We start from the raw sequence: 18,406 nt of genomic DNA on the forward strand, positions 1-18,406 counted from the left end.
TGTGATCGTTTTTATTAAAGTGACATTGAATACCCATGCCTCGCCAAATACTCTTCCTTCTCTTTATAATCCGGCATAATACTTCCGACACGTCTCCAAAATGAGCGATCATGATTCATATGATGTATATGACAAAGTTCATGGATTATCACATAATCGATGACTTCAACCGGAGCCATAGCTAGACGATAATTAAAAGTTAGCTTTTTATCCGAACTACAACTACCCCACTTGGCTTTAGACTCTACGATTTCGATGATTTTAGGCTTTACTTTTAGTTGTTTTTGATATATTTTTATCCGTTCTTCTATAATCGTCCTACAGCTGGCGATATAGAACTTCTTGAGATTTCTTTTAAGTACCTCTTCATTTAACTCACTACTATCTATTAACTCATGAAGAAAATGGTCTTTCCCAAGGTATAAGAACTTCCCTTGAGCGTGATACTCTCTTGCCTTAGGGGCTTCTCGAGCTACTGCAATTTCATGGGTTTTCTCCAGTATCAATTTCCCTTTACTTTCTATTGCACTGACAATCATTTCTTTACTTGTGCCATTTGGAGCTTTAACGGTTATGAAACCAAACGAATCTATCTGAATCGCTAGCTTCTTCCTATTTCCATACTGAATATTAAATTCTATAATTTCATTTTCAATTTCAACTTTCATAACTAACATCACCTTTATACATTTATTCCTAACTCTTGTTTATTAACTAATCCGCTGTTTTCTTTCTATTCTTAGCCACAATCCATCGATTCGCTTCCTGATACATTCATCTTAGTGTGTATTAACCATTCTGGCAACAAACGCTCCGTAGAGTAATTCAGGCGCTTCGTGTACAACTGCTTTTTGGGACGAAAGAACAGCAGTTCTTCTTATCTGGATATAATCCGCCAAAGATACAATTTTGTCGGCTGAAACTTTCTTTATGATTTTCTCTTTTTTAATAGTAAAGAAGTGTCACTTTCTATTAGGCATCACATGATTAGATGCATAGTCTTTCTTAAAAGTAAGCAAGAAGCACATTATGCAACGTTCAAGAGTACCCGAAATAGTCCAGTGAAAATGAAGGTCATCAAGCCCTTCTCACTAGTATTTTATTCAAATAAATGGGTCATCAATAGACGTGATAACATTTAAAAGAATATCAAGTCCCCATTAAATTCAGAACCTTTCTAGAACTCGACACCTTTCCCTTGCAATTGCGTTAGAATAGAGGTAAGGTTTGTCTAATTAGAAATTCACTTATTTCAAAAATTTTGAAGTAAGGATAGAGGCGCAAAGACCATCAGTACACACGTGGAGGATGATGAGATCCTGTGACATTTGTGGAAAGGGGAATTTGCCGAAGTGGAGAGAATCTCATTTTCTTGAAGCTGGTTCTGTGTTGAATAAACACAGAATTGTCATATAGGAAACTATATGGAGGGCTATCTTATGCAAAGAAATAATTTATTATTTCTACTGCAACAACGAGCCCTTGTTGTTGCTTTTTTGCGTTCATTCACTAACTGCCCTTCTTCCTCTATTTTTTTAAAATAAATTATAGGATGTGGAGAAATAATGAATTTCGGACAAGTATTAACTGCTATGGTGACTCCTTTTGATGAAAATGGTGAAATTGATTTTCAAGCTACAAAAAACTTAATTAATTATTTAATTGCTAATGGAACAGATGGCTTAGTGGTATCTGGTACAACAGGAGAGTCTCCGACGTTAACAGAAGAAGAAAAGGTCAAATTATTTAAGTTTACAGTGGACGTTGTGAATGGCAGAGTTCCGGTGATTGCTGGTACAGGCTCGAACAACACAAAAGCATCAATTGAACTAACAATACTTGCAGAAGATGTAGGTGTCGATGGTATTATGCTCGTTGCGCCATACTATAACAACCCATCTCAAGAAGGATTATATCAACACTTTAAGACAATTTCGGAGGTCACATCTTTACCGATTATACTTTATAATGTTCCCGGACGCAGTGTTGTCAACATATCTGCTGAAACAGTCATTCGCCTTTCAAAAATACCTAATATCGTTTCTATTAAAGAGGCAAGCGGTGATTTAGATGCGATGGTCGAAATTATTACTCATACACCTGAAGATTTTTCATTGTATAGCGGTGATGACGGTTTAACAATCCCAGTGTTATCAATTGGTGGAACAGGTGTTATTTCTGTAGCATCCCATATTATAGGAAGTGAAATGCAAACGATGATTAAACATTTCAAAAGCGGTAATATTCAAGAGGCAGCTAGGGATCATCGTAGACTACTACCAATAATGAAAGCGCTTTTTGCTGCTCCAAATCCATCACCTGTAAAAGCAGCTTTGAATTTAAAAGGAATCCCTGTCGGTGGTGTCCGCTTACCTATGATTCCTTTAAACGATGAACAACTAAGTTCACTACAACGAACACTAGATATCCATGAAAAAGTAACTTCTTAATAAACCATTGTGAAGGGTACCAGGTTCTAAAACAATTCACAAATCAATAAGAACCTGGCACCCATCACTCTATCTCATCGTCTATAAGCTTAGTGGGTGCAAAATTTAGACCCTCAGCGAGCCACGGAACCCCCTGGCAGCATAGTAGGATTCTGCTCCATTGTGATACACGAAGACAGTGTCGTAGCGCCAATCACAAAAGATAGCCCCACCGAGTTTTCTAATATTAGCAGGTGTTTGCACCCAGCTCGATGTTTTCATATCGAACTTTCCAAGTTCCTGCAACTCCCGGTATTGTTCTTCCGTTAAAAGCTCAATGCCCATGTCGGAAGCCATATCAAGAGCATTATTTTCTGGTTTATGCTTTTTTCTTGACTCCAACGCTTCAAGGTCGTAACAAACGCTTCTACGACCTTTAGGGCTTTCTATTGAACAGTCATAAAAAATATATTCGTCCGACTTTTTATCATGACCAACTACATCCGGTTCACCACCGGTTATTTCCATCTCATTAAGCGACCATAGTTTTTCAGTATTCGCTTCCAACTTCGCTTGGACTTTACTCCATTCAAGTTCTTTATGGCGATTCATGTTTTTCTCAAAACGAGCTTTCAATATTTCGAGTAATTCTTCACCTTGTTCTAGTGACAACTCCTTATTTCTCTTTGTCATACTAGTTTCCTCCCCTACTTTTTCATTATGTATAGAATACCCTTAATTTTTATAACGAGCTACCTTAAATAAAACCGGAGGAGAAAAATTTTCATTTTTCTCCTCCGGTTTATTTTTATGAATTGAAATCATATATTTGACCTTTAATCAAATACGCTGCGCTTTCAGCGATATTTGTGATATGGTCTGCTGTTCTTTCAAGATAACGATTTACAAATAATAATTGAACAAGCTGATTTGTTTCTTCTGGATGTTCACTTAGATACGTAGTCAGTTTTTTATAGTTTTCACGACTGCATTGATCCACTTCATCCTCTAAGTCGCCAACTTCTTTAGCAAGTACCATATTTTCCTCCAAAAAAGATTGGAGTGCTTTTCGGAGCATTTCAATTGATAGTTTATTCATCTTCTCTATATGTGTAAGTTCCAGTAAAGATGTTGCCTGACCAATCTTAATGGTTGATTTTGCAATATTTACGGCAAAATCCGCAATCCGTTCAATTTCAGACGAAATTTTAAGTACACCAATAATTTCGCGTAAATCCCTTGAAACAGGCGCTTCTTTTGCCATAATCCAGATTGCAAACTGGTTAATTTCCACTTCAAGTTTATCTATTGCTGTATCTCCCTCTATGGTTTTTATAGCAATTTCAACATCTTGTGTTTTCAAGGCTTTAACTGATTTTTCTAAGGCAATAATTGATAGTTCACCCATTTCGGTGATTTTACTTTTTAATTCCTCTAAATTTTTCTCGAAGTTTTCACGCATGATCCTTTGTTACCCCCTGTTATCCGAATCGACCTGTGACATAATCTTCGGTTCTTTGATCTTTTGGCGTAGAGAAAATATTATCTGTATCATCGTATTCAACAACTTCTCCATTTAAGAAAAACGCTGTTTTATCAGAGATTCGTGCAGCTTGTTGCATGTTATGAGTAACAATAACAATCGTATACTCTTTTTTCAATTTCGTGATTAGTTCTTCGACTTTTAATGTAGAAATCGGGTCGAGTGCGGAAGTAGGCTCGTCCATTAATATAACATCTGGTTTCATTGCAATGGCACGTGCAATGCAAACACGTTGTTGCTGACCACCAGACAAACCTAGTGCTGATGTTTTAAGACGGTCTTTTACCTCTTCCCAAATCGCGGCTCCGCGTAAACTTTCTTCCACAATTCGATTTAATTCTTTTTTATTTTTTATGCCTTGCCCCTTTGGACCATAGGCAACATTATCGTAAATGCTCATTGGGAATAAATTTGGTTTTTGAAATACCATTCCCACTTTTGTGCGTAATTTAATTACATCACTTGAATTATAAATTTTTTCCTGATCAATGACAACTTCACCTGTAATTTTCACACCATCAATTAAATCATTCATTCGGTTTAATGTTCGTAAAAAAGTGGATTTGCCACAACCTGAAGGACCGATTAAAGCAGTAACCTCATTTGCACGAATAGCAAGATCGACGCCGAACAGCGCTTGTTTCTCACCATAGAATAAATTCAAATCCGTTACATTAATTTTCGATGTACCTACTTTATGTTGCTCCATATGCGCAAATACCTTTCCTACTTGATTTTGTGTGATTGCTGGTTCCATTACTGCTGTACTCATTGATAAGCACTCCTTATTTGTTGGTTCCTTTGTTTAACTTTTTTGATATGTAGGTTGCTGAAAGGTTGATGATCAAAATGAGAACGATTAAGACGATCCCCACTGCTGCAGCAAGTTCAATGTCTCCCGATTCTTGTGTGACTAAATAGGAATGAACCGTTAACGTTCGAGCCGAAGAAAAGATTCCATTTGGCATGGCAGCAACAGTTCCGGCTGTTAAGAAAATAGCAGCTGACTCCCCAACAATTCGTCCAACAGAGAGGATGATACCCGATAATATCCCCGGCATGGCATTAGGTAAAATCACCTTGTATAAGGTTTGTAGCTTCGTTGTTCCAAGTGCTAACGAACCTTCACGATAGGAAGCCGGTACTGTTTTCAATGCTTCTTCTGTTGTTCGGATGATGACAGGCAAAACAATAATCGTTAATGTTAATGAAGCAGCAATAATGGACATACCTAACTTTAAGGTTGTTACAAAGAATACTGCCCCAAACAAACCGTAAATAATCGAGGGGATTCCTGTCAAACTTTCTGTTGCAAAACGTATGATTCTTACCAAACGCCCTTGTTTCGCGTATTCTTGCAAGTAAACGGCCGCTAATATCCCAATGGGCGTTGCGATGATCAATGAAATAACAATTGTGTAGACCGTTGTTACAATCATTGGCCAAATACCGCCGCCTCCAGTTGGTGAATAATCGCCAAAGATGAAATCGAAGCTGATTAAACGAAATCCTTTATAAAAGATGAACCCCACAATCATAACGAGGACAGCAACCGATAAGAAAGCCGAGAACCATAAAAGTCCACGTAACAAGTTATCTTTAAATTGCCTCATCTTAGTTGCCACCCTTCGCACTGATTCTGGCTAATACAAAATTCAAAATTAGTATAAATGAGAATAAAACAATTCCCGTTGCAAACAACATTTCTTGATGTGTACCGAATGCATAGCCCATTTCTAAAGCAACATTTGTCGTCAGTGGACGAACACTATCTGTTAAGCTCGTAGGGACGATTAAACTATTACCAGCTACTAAGATAACTGCCATCGTTTCCCCAATGGCCCTACCTAAACCTAATACGATTGCCGTCATAATTCCTGACTTAGCTGCTGGGACAATGACTTTAAATATTGTTCCAATATGAGATACGCCAAGCGCTAATGATCCTTCACGATATGTATGAGGGACCGCACGAATCGCCGTCTCTGCTACAGTCACAATTGTGGGTAACATCATGATTGCTAGCACAAGAATAACAGCTAGTAAACTTTGTCCTTTCACTAAACCGAACGTATCTTGTAAAAATGGAACAATGATCGCAAGTCCAAATACACCGTATAATACAGATGGAATACCAGCTAGTAATTGAATGGCCGGTGAAATAATTCTAGCTACCTTTTTAGAAGCAATTTCCGCCAAGAAAATTGCTGTAAATAAGCCAATAGGAACCCCAATAATTAATGCTCCAACTGTTGCATAAATTGATGCAACAATCATTGGGAATATACCGAATTTATCTTCACTCGGTACCCAATCAGTACCAAAAATAAAATCTATAAAGCTATAGCCACCTGCTACAAAGGGATGAGCTCCTTTATAAAATACAAATCCAATGATTAACAATAAAGTGATAACTGAAAGAAGTGCGCAAATCAAGAAAATTCTTGAAGACACCTTCTCTAACAAATACTTCCTTTTATTTGCTTTACCGATTGCTACGGCCTGCTCGTTAGTTGTTGGGATAGACACACTTTATTCCTCCAAAATCACACTCAAAATTATGGTTCCGTTTTCTTTAAGAATCTTTTATTTTATAGGAATGGCTCCTGCTTCAGCTGCAATGAGTTGTCCATCTTCACTTAAGATGAAATCTATAAATCGTTGGCCATCCTCTGTTAATTGACCTTCTTTATATAGAAATAAGAATGGTCTAGACAAACTGTATTGTTCTTTTAGAACATTTTCTGCATTTGCTGCTACGCCATTAATGTCGATTGTCGAAATGGAGTCATCGATATATTCAAATGAAATAAAGCCCACTGCATGTTTATTGTTCCCTACTGTTGTTTTAATATTACCGTTACCACTTGCAATAATTGCATTTCTTATTAATTCGCCAGAGCTGTAATCGACAATTTCTTGGAAAGCATCACGTGAACCTGAACCATCCTCGCGAGAGACAACAACGATTTCCATATCATCTCCACCAAGTTCTTTCCAGTTCGTCACAACTCCAGTAAAAATCTTCTTTACTTGCTCCATCGTAAGATCTTTTATTTTGTTAGTTGGATGAGTCACTACTACAATTCCATCATAAGCAATAACGACCTCGTTCAATCCACTCGCTATTTCTTCATCCTTTAAATCTCGTGAAGACATACCGATTTCAGACACGCCACTGATTGCGTTGGTAATACCCGCAGATGAACCAATTTGGTTTATTTCAATATTCGTATTGTCTTGCTCTGAATATTTGTGGGCTAGTTTTTCAGCAAGCGGCCCTACAGATGTTGAACCCGAAATAGACACGGTGGCATTACTACCTTTTGACGCTTGTGCGTTAGGTTCATCATTGCTTGTACATGCGGATAGTATAGTAATTAGAGACAGCATTAATAATCCCGTTTTCACTCTTTTCAACCTAGTCATTTGTGACCTCCTAGAAATAGGTTAGGAACTTTTCTATGTCGTATCTTGTCTAATACTAGAATAATCGCCTAGTGTAAATTTTCAACAGGTATTTTGTAAAGCTTTTGTAAATTTCATTAAAAGCAAGATACTTTATGTTAAAAATTGTTAAGAATTAATGCTCGACAAGATAACTTAGGATGAGTTAAAACTAAAACTTAAATACCTTCCATTTATTTCACAGTTATTCTAAGTAGATTGAATACATGATTTCAATTTTATAGTCTCACACAAAGCTGTGTAATCATCTCGTCATGTCGTAGAACACAGTTTCCAAAAGAACCGCCTTTTGTTCCACTGATGGTTTTGAAGGTTTACCGAGTGATATTCCCTTCTTTGTAAGCAGACCTATAACTATTAACTGTAAAGGGATGATGACCGATTATTTGGGCAATCTAATTGATTTTGGACGCCCTATTGATTACCTCTATACCCGTTATGAAGAGCTTAAAATCTTTAAATCAATTATGTTGTTTATTTAGTTTCTTATTAATTCTTAAATTCGACATATTAATCACCGGAATTGTAAAAAGCTTGAGGATTCAAATTTGAATCCTCAAGCTTTTTACATTTATATAGTATGTAAGTCTAACCATGCCACCTCTTCGAATAAAGCTTTTAAGGAACAATATAAAACTGTTCGTTTCGAATTGCATCAAAGAAATTATATAAAAATCTCCAATTGGATAAAAGATGGCACTATATACTTTGGCTACACCTCTCTATTTATCCTATCTAACCAGTTTACCGATGAAATTCCCCATACCAATTCACAATTACCCTGCCTATTTATCGTTTGACTATGTCTGTATAAGAGCCAATTACATGGTGAGTGGCATATATTACTCAACATAAAAGGTGAAGAATCAAGTTAAAAACGATTCTTCACCTTTCATTCAATATCTCGTTTCAAATCTCCAACCATGCAACGCATTCGACATATGTGTATTCACCTAAACCATCGTTCATGTAATTATTTCAGTTGCTTCCCTTTTAAATAGTTGTTTGTCATCAAATACTTTAACTAACAAGAAGTGAGCATGAAGAAATTAATTTTCGCACGCAACATTGGATTCATAGTTCAATGTTACATAGGAACTTTTTATTAAGCATTCTAGCTAACCTGATTTAATTAAAGTTTTTTTGCAAGACTTGAAATAAAAAACCATTTAATTGATAATCGTTATCAACTACTATATATTTAATAGTGACAGAAAATATAAATGTAAAGGGAGAGTATAATGGAAATATACTGGACTAAAATAAATAAAATTATTGAAGAAACTCCTGAAGTGAAAACATACTTGCTCGATCGTCCGGAGGACTTTTCATGGGAGGAAGGTTCCCACACTCATTTCGCACTTAAAGGTTTTAACGCTGGAGATAAGCCGAACCGTGGCTTAATTCGCCACATGTCAATATCCACTTTACCTCATGAAAATTCAATTGGCATTACAACACGTATCAGAGAACATTGCTCCGAGTTTAAAGCGACCTTAAGAAATCTTGAAGTTGGCAATGAAGTTGCAATATTTAAAACTCATTCGAATATACCACTTAAAAGAGAAAACAAAAATGTTTATCTATTGTCATCAGGCGTTGGCCTGGCAACTTTCAGACCACTTGTACTTGATTACTTTGAACGTGCGGAAAACGTCAATCAAGTTCATTCCTTAAACATCGATTCGTCAAAGGATTTCCTATTCTCTACTATTTTTGAATCTGCACCTGATAAGAAATTCATATCACGGTTCGTCGATAATCGGAAAGACTACTATGAAGAAGTGAAAAATCTAACTGCCGATAAAGACGGACAGTTCTATATAGTTGGCAGTGACGAATTCCTCATGCAGAATATTGAATTGCTGCGTGAACAAGGGATCAAACCAGAACAAATTATGCTCGATAAACGTCAACAGCAACTGTCTGAGTTTTTATGATTTTAAAACCGGGAAAAGATTCACCTTTTCCCGGTTTCCTTATCCTCAAATTAAATCTCCAACCAAGCCACACACTCCACATGACTCGAATGAGGGAACATATCAACCGGCTGTACTTCCTGCGTGCGATAACCGCCATCTTCAAGTATGCGTAAATCCCGTGCAAGTGTACCTGGATTACACGATACGTAAACAACACGTTTTGGCTTATACTCCAAAATTGTTTTCAAAAGTTCTTCGTCGCAGCCTTTACGCGGTGGGTCAACAACTAGCACGTCAAATCGGTTGCCGTCTGCATACCATTTCGGAATGACGACTTCAGCAGGGCCTGCTTCGAAATGAACGTTATTTATGCCATTCAATTCCGCGTTACGTTTAGCGTCTTCGATTGCTTCGGGAACGATTTCGACGCCATAAACTTCTTTTGCTTTTTGTGCGATGAACAACGAAATTGTACCAATACCGCAATACGCATCGATGACGGATTCGTTTCCTGTCAACTGAGCATATTCTAGTGCCTGTCCATAAAGGACTTCCGTCTGTACAGGATTCACTTGGTAGAAAGAGCGTGCAGATATTTCAAAATCGATGTTGCCGATTGAATCGACAATAACCGGTTTCCCGTATAACAAAACTGTTTCATCACCGAAAATAACGTTCGTTCTCTCGGTGTTAAAGTTTTGCATAATTGACGTTACATTTGGAACGACACGTTTAATAAGTTCTATGGCTGCATCTTTCTGCGTAAATTTCTTTTTGCGCGTTACTAAAACAACCATCACTTCGCCTGAGGTACGTCCTTTACGGACAATTAAGTGACGAAGCAAACCTAAGTGAGTCTTTTCATCATAGGCATCAACGCCGATTGCATGTAGCTCATATTTCAACATAGCCATTAGGTCATCTGCTTCGTGACTTTGGATGAGACAGATATCCGTGTCGACGATGTGATGTGTACGCGATTTATAAAATCCAGAAACAACTTTGCCATCCCGCTCACTGAAAGGGATTTGTGATTTATTACGGTAGCGCCAAGGGTCGTCCATCCCTTTTACTGGGTGCACTGGCACATGGGGGAGTTTTGCGACACGGTCCATTACATCACGTACTGTTTTACGCTTTTGCACAAGTTGACCTTCGTAAGACAAGTGTTGCATCTGACATCCACCGCATTCTGAGAATACATGACAAGGCGGTTTTACACGATCAGGGGATGCTTTCGTTATATTTAACAGCCTGCCAAAGCCGTAATTTTTCAATGTTTTACCTACTTGTATATCAACCTCTTCGCCTGGAAGCACACCGGGGATGAAAAGCGGATAGCCGTCCACTTTTGCTACGCCCGAACCATCGTGCGTTAAATCTTCTACGTAGACGCTGAGACGATCGTTTCTATTTACACTATATGACATTATATTTTCCTCCAAATTTCAGATGTCTTTAGTTTACCATGCTGAGGGTGAAAAAACAGATGTCGCGTGGGCATCTATTAGACAATACATGTACTTTACTGTGGGAACGGGTTTTGTTTGGTTCGTCTGCACTTGTATATGCTCGGTTGGTCCACCCATATGATCGGTAAACTAACCTATATGATCGGTCAGTGTGCACTTATGATCGGTTACCTACTTTTATGATCGGTTCGCACACGCTTACGATCGATTGATTACTTTTATGATCGGTCAGCACGCACTTATGATTGGTTACCAACTTATATAATCGGTTCGCACACGCTTAGGATCGGTTGCCTACTTTTATAATCGATTCGCACACGCTTAGGATTGGTTGCCTACTTTTATAATCGATTCGCACATGCTTAGGATCGGTTGCCTACTTTTATGATCGGTCAGCACGCACTTATGATCGATTGCCTACTTTTATGATCGGTCAGCACACGCTTGTGATCGGTTGTCTACCTATATGATCGGTCAGCACACACTTATGATCGATTGCCTACTTTTAGGATCGGTCAGCACACGCTTGTGATCGGTTGCCTACCTATATGATCGGTCAGCACACACTTATGATCGGTTGCCTACTTTTAGGATCGGTCAGCACACGCTTGTGATCGGTTGCCTACCTATATGATCGGTCAGCACGCACTTATGATCGGTTGCCTACTTTTATGATCGGGTTCGCACACGCTTAGGATCAGTTGCCTTCTTATATGATCGGTTCGCACACACATACGCCCGCCTACCGATCACCAACAAAAAACAGACGCCACAATCGACGTCTGCTCTCTTTTACTTTTCTTTTTCAATCTGCTTCTTTATGGCTCCGTCCATTGGTGCGATAACGAACGCAACGACGAGTCCCCCGATGAGGACGATGAAAGGTGCGTAAAACATTAAAAAGTGATTCATGGACCATTCCTCCTTATGCGTGGTAGTCGCCTTTTCCGCGGACGTAGTCTTTATCGAATAGGAATAGACGCATGAGCAAGTACAATGACGGAATCAGCAGACCAAGTCCCATGATGAACACCACGATGAGCGAGATGGCCATGGCCGGGTTCGTGAAGCTGTCGTAAATCGTCAAGTACGGGTACAACAAGTATGGATAATGGGACGCACCATAGCCAAAGAAGGCGAAGGCGAACTGTCCCACTAGCAATAGGAACGCGAGTCCGTAATTACGGCGCTTCCAGATTAGCCAAACCGTTCCGATGAACATGATAAACGAGATAAGGAACATCGGCCAGAAGTTTTGGATGTTAGAGTAATGTTCCGGATTGTGATTTCTTAGTTCGAATATAATGCCCCCTGCTGTGATAATCGTCGGCAATGCCCAGATGAGCGCATATTTCCGAATCATATTCGTCGCTGCAACATCACGTGCTTTATTCGCATACCAAGTCAGGAATACCGCCGATATATAAAGCGTTGCGGCGATGCTTAGCACAACGATCGACCAGGTCAACGGACTGGAGAACAGCCTCCAATAATCGAGTACGGGATTGCCGTTTACCATGTCGATAAATCCACCTTCAGAAATGGTAAGTACGATGGACAGCGATGCTGGAATAAGTATTCCGGCAAGGCCGTACATGAACGAATACCCTTTGTGTCCACGCGCCCCATATGTCTCAAATGCATAATAGGAACCACGGATGGCCAGTAGGATAATCCCAATGCTGACGGGGATTAATAACGTCGTTCCATAATAAAACGCTGTTTTCGGGAAAAACCCAATAATCCCCACAAAGAAGAACACTAAGAAAACGTTGGTCACTTCCCAAACAGGCGATAAATAGCGCTGAATAATGTTGGTCAAAATATGCTGACGGCCAGTGAGCGTGCTGTAGGCATTGAAAAAACCTGCTCCAAAATCAATGGCACCAATCAGTATATAACCGAACAGGAAAGTCCATAGAACGGATATGCCTAGTATCTCAAGTGTCATAGCACGTCGCCGCCTTTCTCCGTATCACGATCTTCAATTTCACGTTCAACTGGATTGTTGCGGAACATTTTTCTCAGTACAACTATACTACCGACTCCTAGGACAAGATAAAGCAAGCAGAACAAGATAAGCATGGAGTCAACATGTCCGCTCGTCGTAGCAGCGTCCTGCGTTCGCATAATGCCTCTTAGAATCCATGGCTGTCTACCAACTTCAGCAAGCCACCAACCGGCTTCAATCGCTACTAGCGTAAGCGGACCACCGAGTACGATAAGCCAGCGGAACCATTTCGTAGAAACCATTTTCCAACCTCGTTGAACCCCCAACCAAAATACGCCCGATAGAAGGGTCATCCAAATACCAATCGACACCATTATGTCGAATAAGTAATGGATGTAAAGTGGCGGAACTTCATCTTCAGGGAATTGATCCAGACCAGCTACCTCTTGAGTAAAACTACCGTGTGCAAGGAATGATAATGCATATGGTATTTCGATGGCATATTTAACTTCTCCATCTTTGAGAATGCCGTACATTATCAGCGGCGCATTTTCACTTGTTTCAAGATGCCATTCTGCGGCAGCCAATTTCTCAGGTTGATACTCCGCTAAATATTTCCCTGAGAAGTCACCGATAATTGCGGATGCAATTGCAAAGACAAGCCCCACTTTCATCGTTAGATAAAGTGCTTTTTTATGGTACTCATGATTCGAACCTTTTAACAGGCGGAACGCTGCAATCGCTGCAAGCACAAAAGCAGCTGTCATATAAGAAGTCGCAACAACGTGTGCCACTTTCGTCGGCATTGCCGGATTGAACATCGCAAGTAGCGGATTGACGTTAACGAATTCACCATTAACGATATCAAACCCTCTTGGTGCATTCATGAATGCGTTAACGATTGTGATGAACACCGCAGAAAAGGATGCTCCGATGGCAACCGGAATGAGTAATAGAAAATGTTTCTTCTGGTTTTCAAACCGATCCCATGTATATAAGTAAATACCGAGGAAAATTGCTTCGAAAAAGAATGCAAACGTCTCCATAAATAACGGGAGTGCAATGACGTTCCCTGCAAGTTCCATGAAATTAGGCCATAACAATGATAATTGTAAACCGATTGCGGTTCCTGTTACGACACCAACGGCAACTGTAATGATAAAACCTCTTGCCCAACGTCGTGCAAGTAAAATATAATGATCATCGTTTTTCTTTATGCCAACCCATTGTGCGATCATAATCATCAACGGTACTCCGACGCCAATTGTTGCATAAATAATATGGAATGATAAAGTCGTTTCGGTTAAGACCCTTGAAAAAAAGACTGCTTCTTCATTTCCCATCTGCGTATCCCCCTTTAGCTCCCGAAGATTTTACCGAAAATTGATAACAGCATAATTCCTGCAATAATAAATGCAAGCCATATAAGTCTTTTTTCATGTATTTTGTACACTTGCACCATGTCCTTTCAAATACATCATGATTCTATTGTATACCCTCTATACCACCCAGTAGTTACGTTTAAAACGATTTACATGAACTATTTGTGACTAGACATGTTGAACAAGTGAATACCAATATAAAAAGTGAACGAAGGCGTTCAACAATGAATAGCTTTAATGAATTCAATGAAATTCTTTATTTCAACAAATATGTAGCAAAGTACCTGCTTGCCGGAGGACGGAATATTGTGTATATTTAATAAACTAAAGCGGGGTGAACACAGTGGAACTAAAAAGAAAAGTATTAGCTTATATTACAAAAGGTGAGGGTACCAAGCGTGAAATTCTGGTGTTCGAGCATAAAGATAATCCTAACGCCGGCTTACAGGTCCCCGGAGGAACAATTGAAGAGGTCGAGCTTCTGATAGACGCATTATATCGGGAAATCGAAGAAGAAACAGGTATTAATAGAGAAAATTTAGAGTTGAAAGGGAAAGTTATTAAATCGAATTACTTCCCTGAACATAAGAATGTTATCTATGAGAGGAATATTTTCCACCTCACGTTTATCGGTAAAGAACATGATGGGTGGGAACACCGTGTATATGGAGGTGGTGAAGACGACGGTATGATATTTTGCCATCGCTGGGTACCCATCAACAAGTTGCCCGAACTAGCCGCCAATCAAGATCAGGCAATAGAATTTATTTAAGAAAAGCGAAAGGCGCCGTCCTGTCACAACAAGAAGGAGGGATGTAATTCAAATCCCTCCCCACTAATACCTGTATCCTTGCAGGGCCTACTTCAAGGCCACAGCTGTGATGTACTTTAAAGGCACCTCCCTAGACACTACTCCAAAGTGAAATTCTTATCTTTTCTTATCTTTTAGAAAATGAGCTGTAAGAATGCCCACTTTCGGCATCCTTACAGCTCATTTTGTCCAATCCACTAACTACCTAATCCTGACTGCAATTTACGACTCTACAGAAGAATCCGGTAGGTCTACTCGATCCTCGTTCCGTAATTCACTCATAGGAACAAACATCTCAATATGCCTGTAAAGATTTTCAAACCTTGCCGGTAATACTCCACCGTATTCTCCATCCAGATTGAGGAGGACCTTTTCAGTGGATGTCACTGTAATCTTTTCTGCTTTAGTTGAAATAACAAGCGGATCATCTAGATGCTCACCTCTGAGAGCAAGCGAAACAACACGTATGAATTCGGCGATATTACACTTTTTCAGGATGAGCAAAGTGAATTTCCCGTCATTAATGCTTGAACCTGGGGCAAGTTTTTCAAAGCCGCCGACTGAATTCGTTAAGCCGACGAGAAACATCATTGCTTCATCCTCAAATACTTCACCATCGTATTCAATCTTGACGTGAGTAGAGTGGATCGACGGCAACATCTCAATACCTTTTAAATAATAAGCAAGCTGCCCAAGTACTGTCTTCAATCTGCTTGGGACATCATATGTCAATTCGGTCAATCTGCCGCCACCTGCAATATTAATAAAGTGGCGATCGTTCATTAAACCAACATCGACAGGTATCGTTTCTCCACGAATGATAATATCTACCGCTTCGTTAATATCACGAGGAATACGTAACGCGCGCGCAAAGTCGTTCGTCGTTCCAGTAGGAATAAGTCCAACTTTCGGACGTTTGTCAAATGGACTCACGCCCGCGATGACTTCGTTCAATGTGCCATCCCCACCTGAAGCAATTACAAGGTCAAAACCAGCTTCTACAGCATGTTTAGCTGCTTCTGTTGCATCTCCTTCACACGTTGTCGCATGACAAGATGTTTCATAACCGGCCTTTTCAAGCTTCTCGAGTACCTCACCCAGGTGTTTGCGGAATGCTTCGCGTCCCGACGTCGGATTATAAATAATTCTTGCTCGTTTCATCCGTAATTCCCTCTATTCGTACATATGTTTTTTAAAAGAATCAGCTAAAATGCTCTATTAATAAGACATGCCACTTGGCACTTAAGATTGTTTCTGCAATACCGGTAAGAATGTTTTACGAATGTCATCGTATACTGTCAACCACAGCTCTGGCTTGGATGTATATTCGGCAGTAATCCGCTCGATGAATGCCTGCTGTTTTTCTTTATAAACTGGTGAACCAGCTGCAGGTAAGTCTTTGCGCAATTCTAAAACATATTCTTGAATGGCAGCTGCTCGCGGTCCCCATTTCGCCTCGACTTCCCCGTCTTCATCAAGCAATAAGTATACAGGAATCGACCTACCTCCATTTGTCAGATGTTTGTCGATTAAGTCCGTATCTGCATCACGGTATGCCGTACGTACGTCAAGACCCGCGGCTTCCGCTATTCTTCGAAGAACCGGATTGTTCATCATAGCGTCTCCGCACCAATCTTCCGTAATGACTAAGATATTCGGTTTCTTTACTTTTAATAGCTCGATGAATTCATCATCTGCCGGCACTTCGAATTGTTCATAAATGCGAAAACTTTCTTCTTTATGTTTTTCCATCTTATTCATATACTGTTCGAGTGAAATGGCTTCATCAAAGTATTGTTGTTCAGTTTTCATCAATCATCCACACTCCTTTTCTTTAATTGTACGTCGTCCCTTCCCGCGAATCAAATTACGAGATTAAAAAAAGACGCTCTGTACAGGGACTTGGAAAAGTCTTATGCAGAACGTCTCAATTAAAAATAGGAAATAATAAGTTTTCGCCTAAAAATGGTGTCAAGGCGCCTTACGCTTTTCTGATTACCTCTTCGCAATTTCCTCAAGAAGAATTTTATTGACGAGTGGCGGGTTTGCCTGACCTTTCGTCGCTTTCATAATTTGACCAACGAGGAAGCCTACCGCGCGCTCTTTCCCGTTTTTATAGTCTTCAATCGATTGTTCGTTTGCATCTAATGTTTCAGTGACGATTGTGCGAAGCGTGCCTTCATCAGAAATTTGGACAAGTCCTTTTTCTTTGACGATGTCTGCTGCATTTCCGCCGTTATCAATCAATTCCTTGAACACTTTTTTCGCGATTTTAGATGAAATTGTACCATCTGTAATCAGCTTAATCATACTTGCAAGTCCTTCAGGCGTTAATGCCGTAGCATCAAGTTCTTTTGCCTCTGCATTTAGATAAGCTGAAACTTCACCCATAAGCCAGTTAGATGCAAGCTTCGCATCCGCTCCCGCCGTAACAGTTGCTTCGAAGAAATCAGACATATCTTTTGTCAGTGTCAATACCATCGCATCGTAAGCAGGTAAGTCAAGGTCGTTGATATAACGGTCCTTACGAGCGTCCGGAAGTTCTGGGATTTCAGCACGAACACGTGCCATCCATGCCTCATCGATATGAATATCTGTCAAATCAGGTTCAGGAATAAAGCGATAATCATTCGCTGGACCTTTGACGCGCATAAGAATTGTTTTACCTGTTGCTTCATCGTAACGGCGTGTTTGCTGTTCGATTTTACCACCGGATAATAAAACTTCTTCTTGACGATCCACTTCATATGCGATTCCTCTACGAACGAAGTTGAATGAGTTCAAGTTTTTCAATTCCGTTTTCGTTCCAAATTCCTCTTGTCCAAACGGACGGATAGAAATGTTGGCGTCACAACGGAGTGATCCTTCTTCCATACGGACATCGGAAACACCTGTGTATTGAATGATAGCTTTCAATTTTTCAAGGAAAGCATACGCTTCTTCAGGAGACCGTACATCAGCTTCAGTTACAATTTCAATTAATGGTACACCTTGTCTGTTTAAGTCAACAAGCGAGTGACCTTCATCGGTATGTGTTAATTTCCCTGCATCTTCTTCAAGGTGAACGCGTTCAATACGAATCTTTTTCTTTTTACCATCAACTTCGATTTCTACCCAACCATTTGCACCAATTGGACGGTCATCTTGAGAGATTTGGTAAGCTTTCGGATTATCGGGATAGAAGTAATGCTTACGGTCGAAATTAGTAATAGGCGCAATTTCACAGTTAAGTGCCATTGCAGCTTTCATACCGAAATCAACTGCTTGTTCGTTCATCACCGGTAATACACCTGGATAAGCCAAGTCAATCACATGAATGTTCATGTTTGGTTCCGCACCAAAATGTGCATGAGCTGGGGACATGATTTTCGAATTTGTTTTAAGTTCTACGTGGACTTCAAGTCCTACTACTGTTTCAAAGTTCATTA

At 39.7% G+C, this 18,406-nt stretch carries 17 protein-coding genes and 1 riboswitch; of the genes, 3 read left to right on the forward strand and 14 right to left on the reverse strand.

All coding sequences use genetic code 11. The annotated features are described in order from the left end of the window. Nucleotides 1–14: 14 nt before the first annotated feature. A complete protein-coding gene (locus MKZ26_RS11610; RefSeq protein ID WP_340766286.1) occupies nt 15–668 on the reverse strand; it encodes a M48 family metallopeptidase in 654 nt (217 codons plus the stop codon). A 597-nt stretch (nt 669–1,265) separates the two neighbouring features. After that, nucleotides 1,266–1,443: riboswitch (Lysine riboswitch) on the forward strand. Between the two features lie 122 nt (nt 1,444–1,565). Here MKZ26_RS11610 and dapA point away from each other — a divergent pair. After that, a complete protein-coding gene (dapA, locus tag MKZ26_RS11615) occupies nt 1,566–2,450 on the forward strand; it encodes a 4-hydroxy-tetrahydrodipicolinate synthase (protein WP_340766287.1) in 885 nt (294 codons plus the stop codon). 105 nt (nt 2,451–2,555) lie between these two features. On the opposite strand, the gene MKZ26_RS11620 is transcribed toward dapA, so the two are convergent. From MKZ26_RS11620 to MKZ26_RS11645, 6 genes are all read right to left on the reverse strand, one after another. Next, nucleotides 2,556–3,122 carry a DUF4256 domain-containing protein gene (locus MKZ26_RS11620; protein ID WP_340766288.1) on the reverse strand — a complete coding sequence of 189 codons (567 nt, stop codon included), beginning with the start codon at nt 3,120–3,122 and terminating at the stop codon, nt 2,556–2,558. 115 nt (nt 3,123–3,237) lie between these two features. Further along, on the reverse strand, nt 3,238–3,891 hold the full coding sequence (gene phoU, locus MKZ26_RS11625) for a phosphate signaling complex protein PhoU (protein WP_340766289.1): 654 nt from the start codon (nt 3,889–3,891) through the stop codon (nt 3,238–3,240). Nucleotides 3,892–3,910: 19 nt separating this feature from the next. Next, a complete protein-coding gene (gene pstB, locus MKZ26_RS11630) occupies nt 3,911–4,681 on the reverse strand; it encodes a phosphate ABC transporter ATP-binding protein PstB (RefSeq protein ID WP_340767645.1) in 771 nt (256 codons plus the stop codon). A 76-nt stretch (nt 4,682–4,757) separates the two neighbouring features. Further along, the gene (pstA, locus tag MKZ26_RS11635; RefSeq protein WP_067205651.1) at nt 4,758–5,585 is read right to left on the reverse strand and encodes a phosphate ABC transporter permease PstA; all 828 of its coding nucleotides are present in this window, start codon (nt 5,583–5,585) and stop codon (nt 4,758–4,760) included. Nucleotide 5,586: 1 nt separating this feature from the next. Beyond that, entirely contained in the window at nt 5,587–6,501 is a 915-nt protein-coding gene (pstC, locus tag MKZ26_RS11640; RefSeq protein WP_340766290.1) for a phosphate ABC transporter permease subunit PstC, read from the reverse strand. A gap of 57 nt (nt 6,502–6,558) precedes the next feature. Beyond that, a complete protein-coding gene (locus tag MKZ26_RS11645; protein ID WP_340766291.1) occupies nt 6,559–7,401 on the reverse strand; it encodes a phosphate ABC transporter substrate-binding protein in 843 nt (280 codons plus the stop codon). Nucleotides 7,402–8,681: 1,280 nt separating this feature from the next. Here MKZ26_RS11645 and MKZ26_RS11650 point away from each other — a divergent pair. Then, entirely contained in the window at nt 8,682–9,380 is a 699-nt protein-coding gene (locus MKZ26_RS11650) for a dihydropteridine reductase (protein ID WP_340766292.1), read from the forward strand. A gap of 50 nt (nt 9,381–9,430) precedes the next feature. Here the strand turns inward: MKZ26_RS11650 and rlmD are convergent, their stop codons facing one another. The 4 genes from rlmD to MKZ26_RS11665 all read right to left on the reverse strand — a co-directional run bounded on the left by rlmD (nt 9,431) and on the right by MKZ26_RS11665 (nt 14,128). After that, the gene (rlmD, locus tag MKZ26_RS11655) at nt 9,431–10,792 is read right to left on the reverse strand and encodes a 23S rRNA (uracil(1939)-C(5))-methyltransferase RlmD (protein ID WP_340766293.1); all 1,362 of its coding nucleotides are present in this window, start codon (nt 10,790–10,792) and stop codon (nt 9,431–9,433) included. 834 nt (nt 10,793–11,626) lie between these two features. Then, nucleotides 11,627–11,746, reverse strand: a complete 120-nt coding sequence (cydS, locus tag MKZ26_RS22365; protein ID WP_399630682.1) for a cytochrome bd oxidase small subunit CydS — start codon at nt 11,744–11,746, stop codon at nt 11,627–11,629. 13 nt (nt 11,747–11,759) lie between these two features. Beyond that, nucleotides 11,760–12,785, reverse strand: a complete 1,026-nt coding sequence (locus tag MKZ26_RS11660; protein WP_340766294.1) for a cytochrome d ubiquinol oxidase subunit II — start codon at nt 12,783–12,785, stop codon at nt 11,760–11,762. Then, nucleotides 12,782–14,128: a cytochrome ubiquinol oxidase subunit I gene (locus MKZ26_RS11665; protein ID WP_187046609.1), complete on the reverse strand. Its 1,347-nt coding sequence runs from the start codon at nt 14,126–14,128 to the stop codon at nt 12,782–12,784. Before MKZ26_RS11665 ends, MKZ26_RS11660 begins: the two co-directional genes overlap by 4 nt. A 382-nt stretch (nt 14,129–14,510) precedes the next feature. Between MKZ26_RS11665 and MKZ26_RS11670 the strand changes: the two genes are divergently transcribed. Continuing rightward, on the forward strand, nt 14,511–14,939 hold the full coding sequence (locus MKZ26_RS11670; protein ID WP_340766295.1) for an NUDIX hydrolase: 429 nt from the start codon (nt 14,511–14,513) through the stop codon (nt 14,937–14,939). Nucleotides 14,940–15,200: 261 nt separating this feature from the next. Here MKZ26_RS11670 and MKZ26_RS11675 read toward each other — a convergent pair whose 3' ends face one another. From MKZ26_RS11675 to gatB, 3 genes are all read right to left on the reverse strand, one after another. After that, nucleotides 15,201–16,139 carry a diacylglycerol kinase gene (locus MKZ26_RS11675; protein WP_340766296.1) on the reverse strand — a complete coding sequence of 313 codons (939 nt, stop codon included), beginning with the start codon at nt 16,137–16,139 and terminating at the stop codon, nt 15,201–15,203. 81 nt (nt 16,140–16,220) lie between these two features. Then, complete coding sequence (locus MKZ26_RS11680) at nt 16,221–16,790, reverse strand: thioredoxin family protein (protein ID WP_340767646.1); 570 nt, start codon at nt 16,788–16,790, stop codon at nt 16,221–16,223. 183 nt (nt 16,791–16,973) lie between these two features. Beyond that, the gene (gene gatB / locus MKZ26_RS11685) at nt 16,974–18,404 is read right to left on the reverse strand and encodes an Asp-tRNA(Asn)/Glu-tRNA(Gln) amidotransferase subunit GatB (RefSeq protein ID WP_187046607.1); all 1,431 of its coding nucleotides are present in this window, start codon (nt 18,402–18,404) and stop codon (nt 16,974–16,976) included. Nucleotides 18,405–18,406: the final 2 nt, after the last annotated feature.

Origin of the sequence: Sporosarcina sp. FSL K6-6792, assembly GCF_038004885.1 — a bacterium.
GTDB classification, from domain to species: domain Bacteria; phylum Bacillota; class Bacilli; order Bacillales_A; family Planococcaceae; genus Sporosarcina; species Sporosarcina psychrophila.

What these genes read in the sequence shown, in the direction of transcription:
- MKZ26_RS11610 (WP_340766286.1), bottom strand. Translation starts at nt 668, where the DNA reads ATGAAAGTTGAAATTGAAAATGAAATTATAGAATTTAATATTCAGTAT.
- dapA (WP_340766287.1), top strand. Translation starts at nt 1,566, where the DNA reads ATGAATTTCGGACAAGTATTAACTGCTATGGTGACTCCTTTTGATGAA.
- MKZ26_RS11620 (WP_340766288.1), bottom strand. Translation starts at nt 3,122, where the DNA reads ATGACAAAGAGAAATAAGGAGTTGTCACTAGAACAAGGTGAAGAATTA.
- phoU (WP_340766289.1), bottom strand. Translation starts at nt 3,891, where the DNA reads ATGCGTGAAAACTTCGAGAAAAATTTAGAGGAATTAAAAAGTAAAATC.
- pstB (WP_340767645.1), bottom strand. Translation starts at nt 4,681, where the DNA reads ATGGAGCAACATAAAGTAGGTACATCGAAAATTAATGTAACGGATTTG.
- pstA (WP_067205651.1), bottom strand. Translation starts at nt 5,585, where the DNA reads ATGAGGCAATTTAAAGATAACTTGTTACGTGGACTTTTATGGTTCTCG.
- MKZ26_RS11645 (WP_340766291.1), bottom strand. Translation starts at nt 7,401, where the DNA reads ATGACTAGGTTGAAAAGAGTGAAAACGGGATTATTAATGCTGTCTCTA.
- MKZ26_RS11650 (WP_340766292.1), top strand. Translation starts at nt 8,682, where the DNA reads ATGGAAATATACTGGACTAAAATAAATAAAATTATTGAAGAAACTCCT.
- rlmD (WP_340766293.1), bottom strand. Translation starts at nt 10,792, where the DNA reads ATGTCATATAGTGTAAATAGAAACGATCGTCTCAGCGTCTACGTAGAA.
- cydS (WP_399630682.1), bottom strand. Translation starts at nt 11,746, where the DNA reads ATGAATCACTTTTTAATGTTTTACGCACCTTTCATCGTCCTCATCGGG.
- MKZ26_RS11660 (WP_340766294.1), bottom strand. Translation starts at nt 12,785, where the DNA reads ATGACACTTGAGATACTAGGCATATCCGTTCTATGGACTTTCCTGTTC.
- MKZ26_RS11665 (WP_187046609.1), bottom strand. Translation starts at nt 14,128, where the DNA reads ATGGGAAATGAAGAAGCAGTCTTTTTTTCAAGGGTCTTAACCGAAACG.
- MKZ26_RS11675 (WP_340766296.1), bottom strand. Translation starts at nt 16,139, where the DNA reads ATGAAACGAGCAAGAATTATTTATAATCCGACGTCGGGACGCGAAGCA.
- MKZ26_RS11680 (WP_340767646.1), bottom strand. Translation starts at nt 16,790, where the DNA reads ATGAAAACTGAACAACAATACTTTGATGAAGCCATTTCACTCGAACAG.
- gatB (WP_187046607.1), bottom strand. Translation starts at nt 18,404, where the DNA reads ATGAACTTTGAAACAGTAGTAGGACTTGAAGTCCACGTAGAACTTAAA.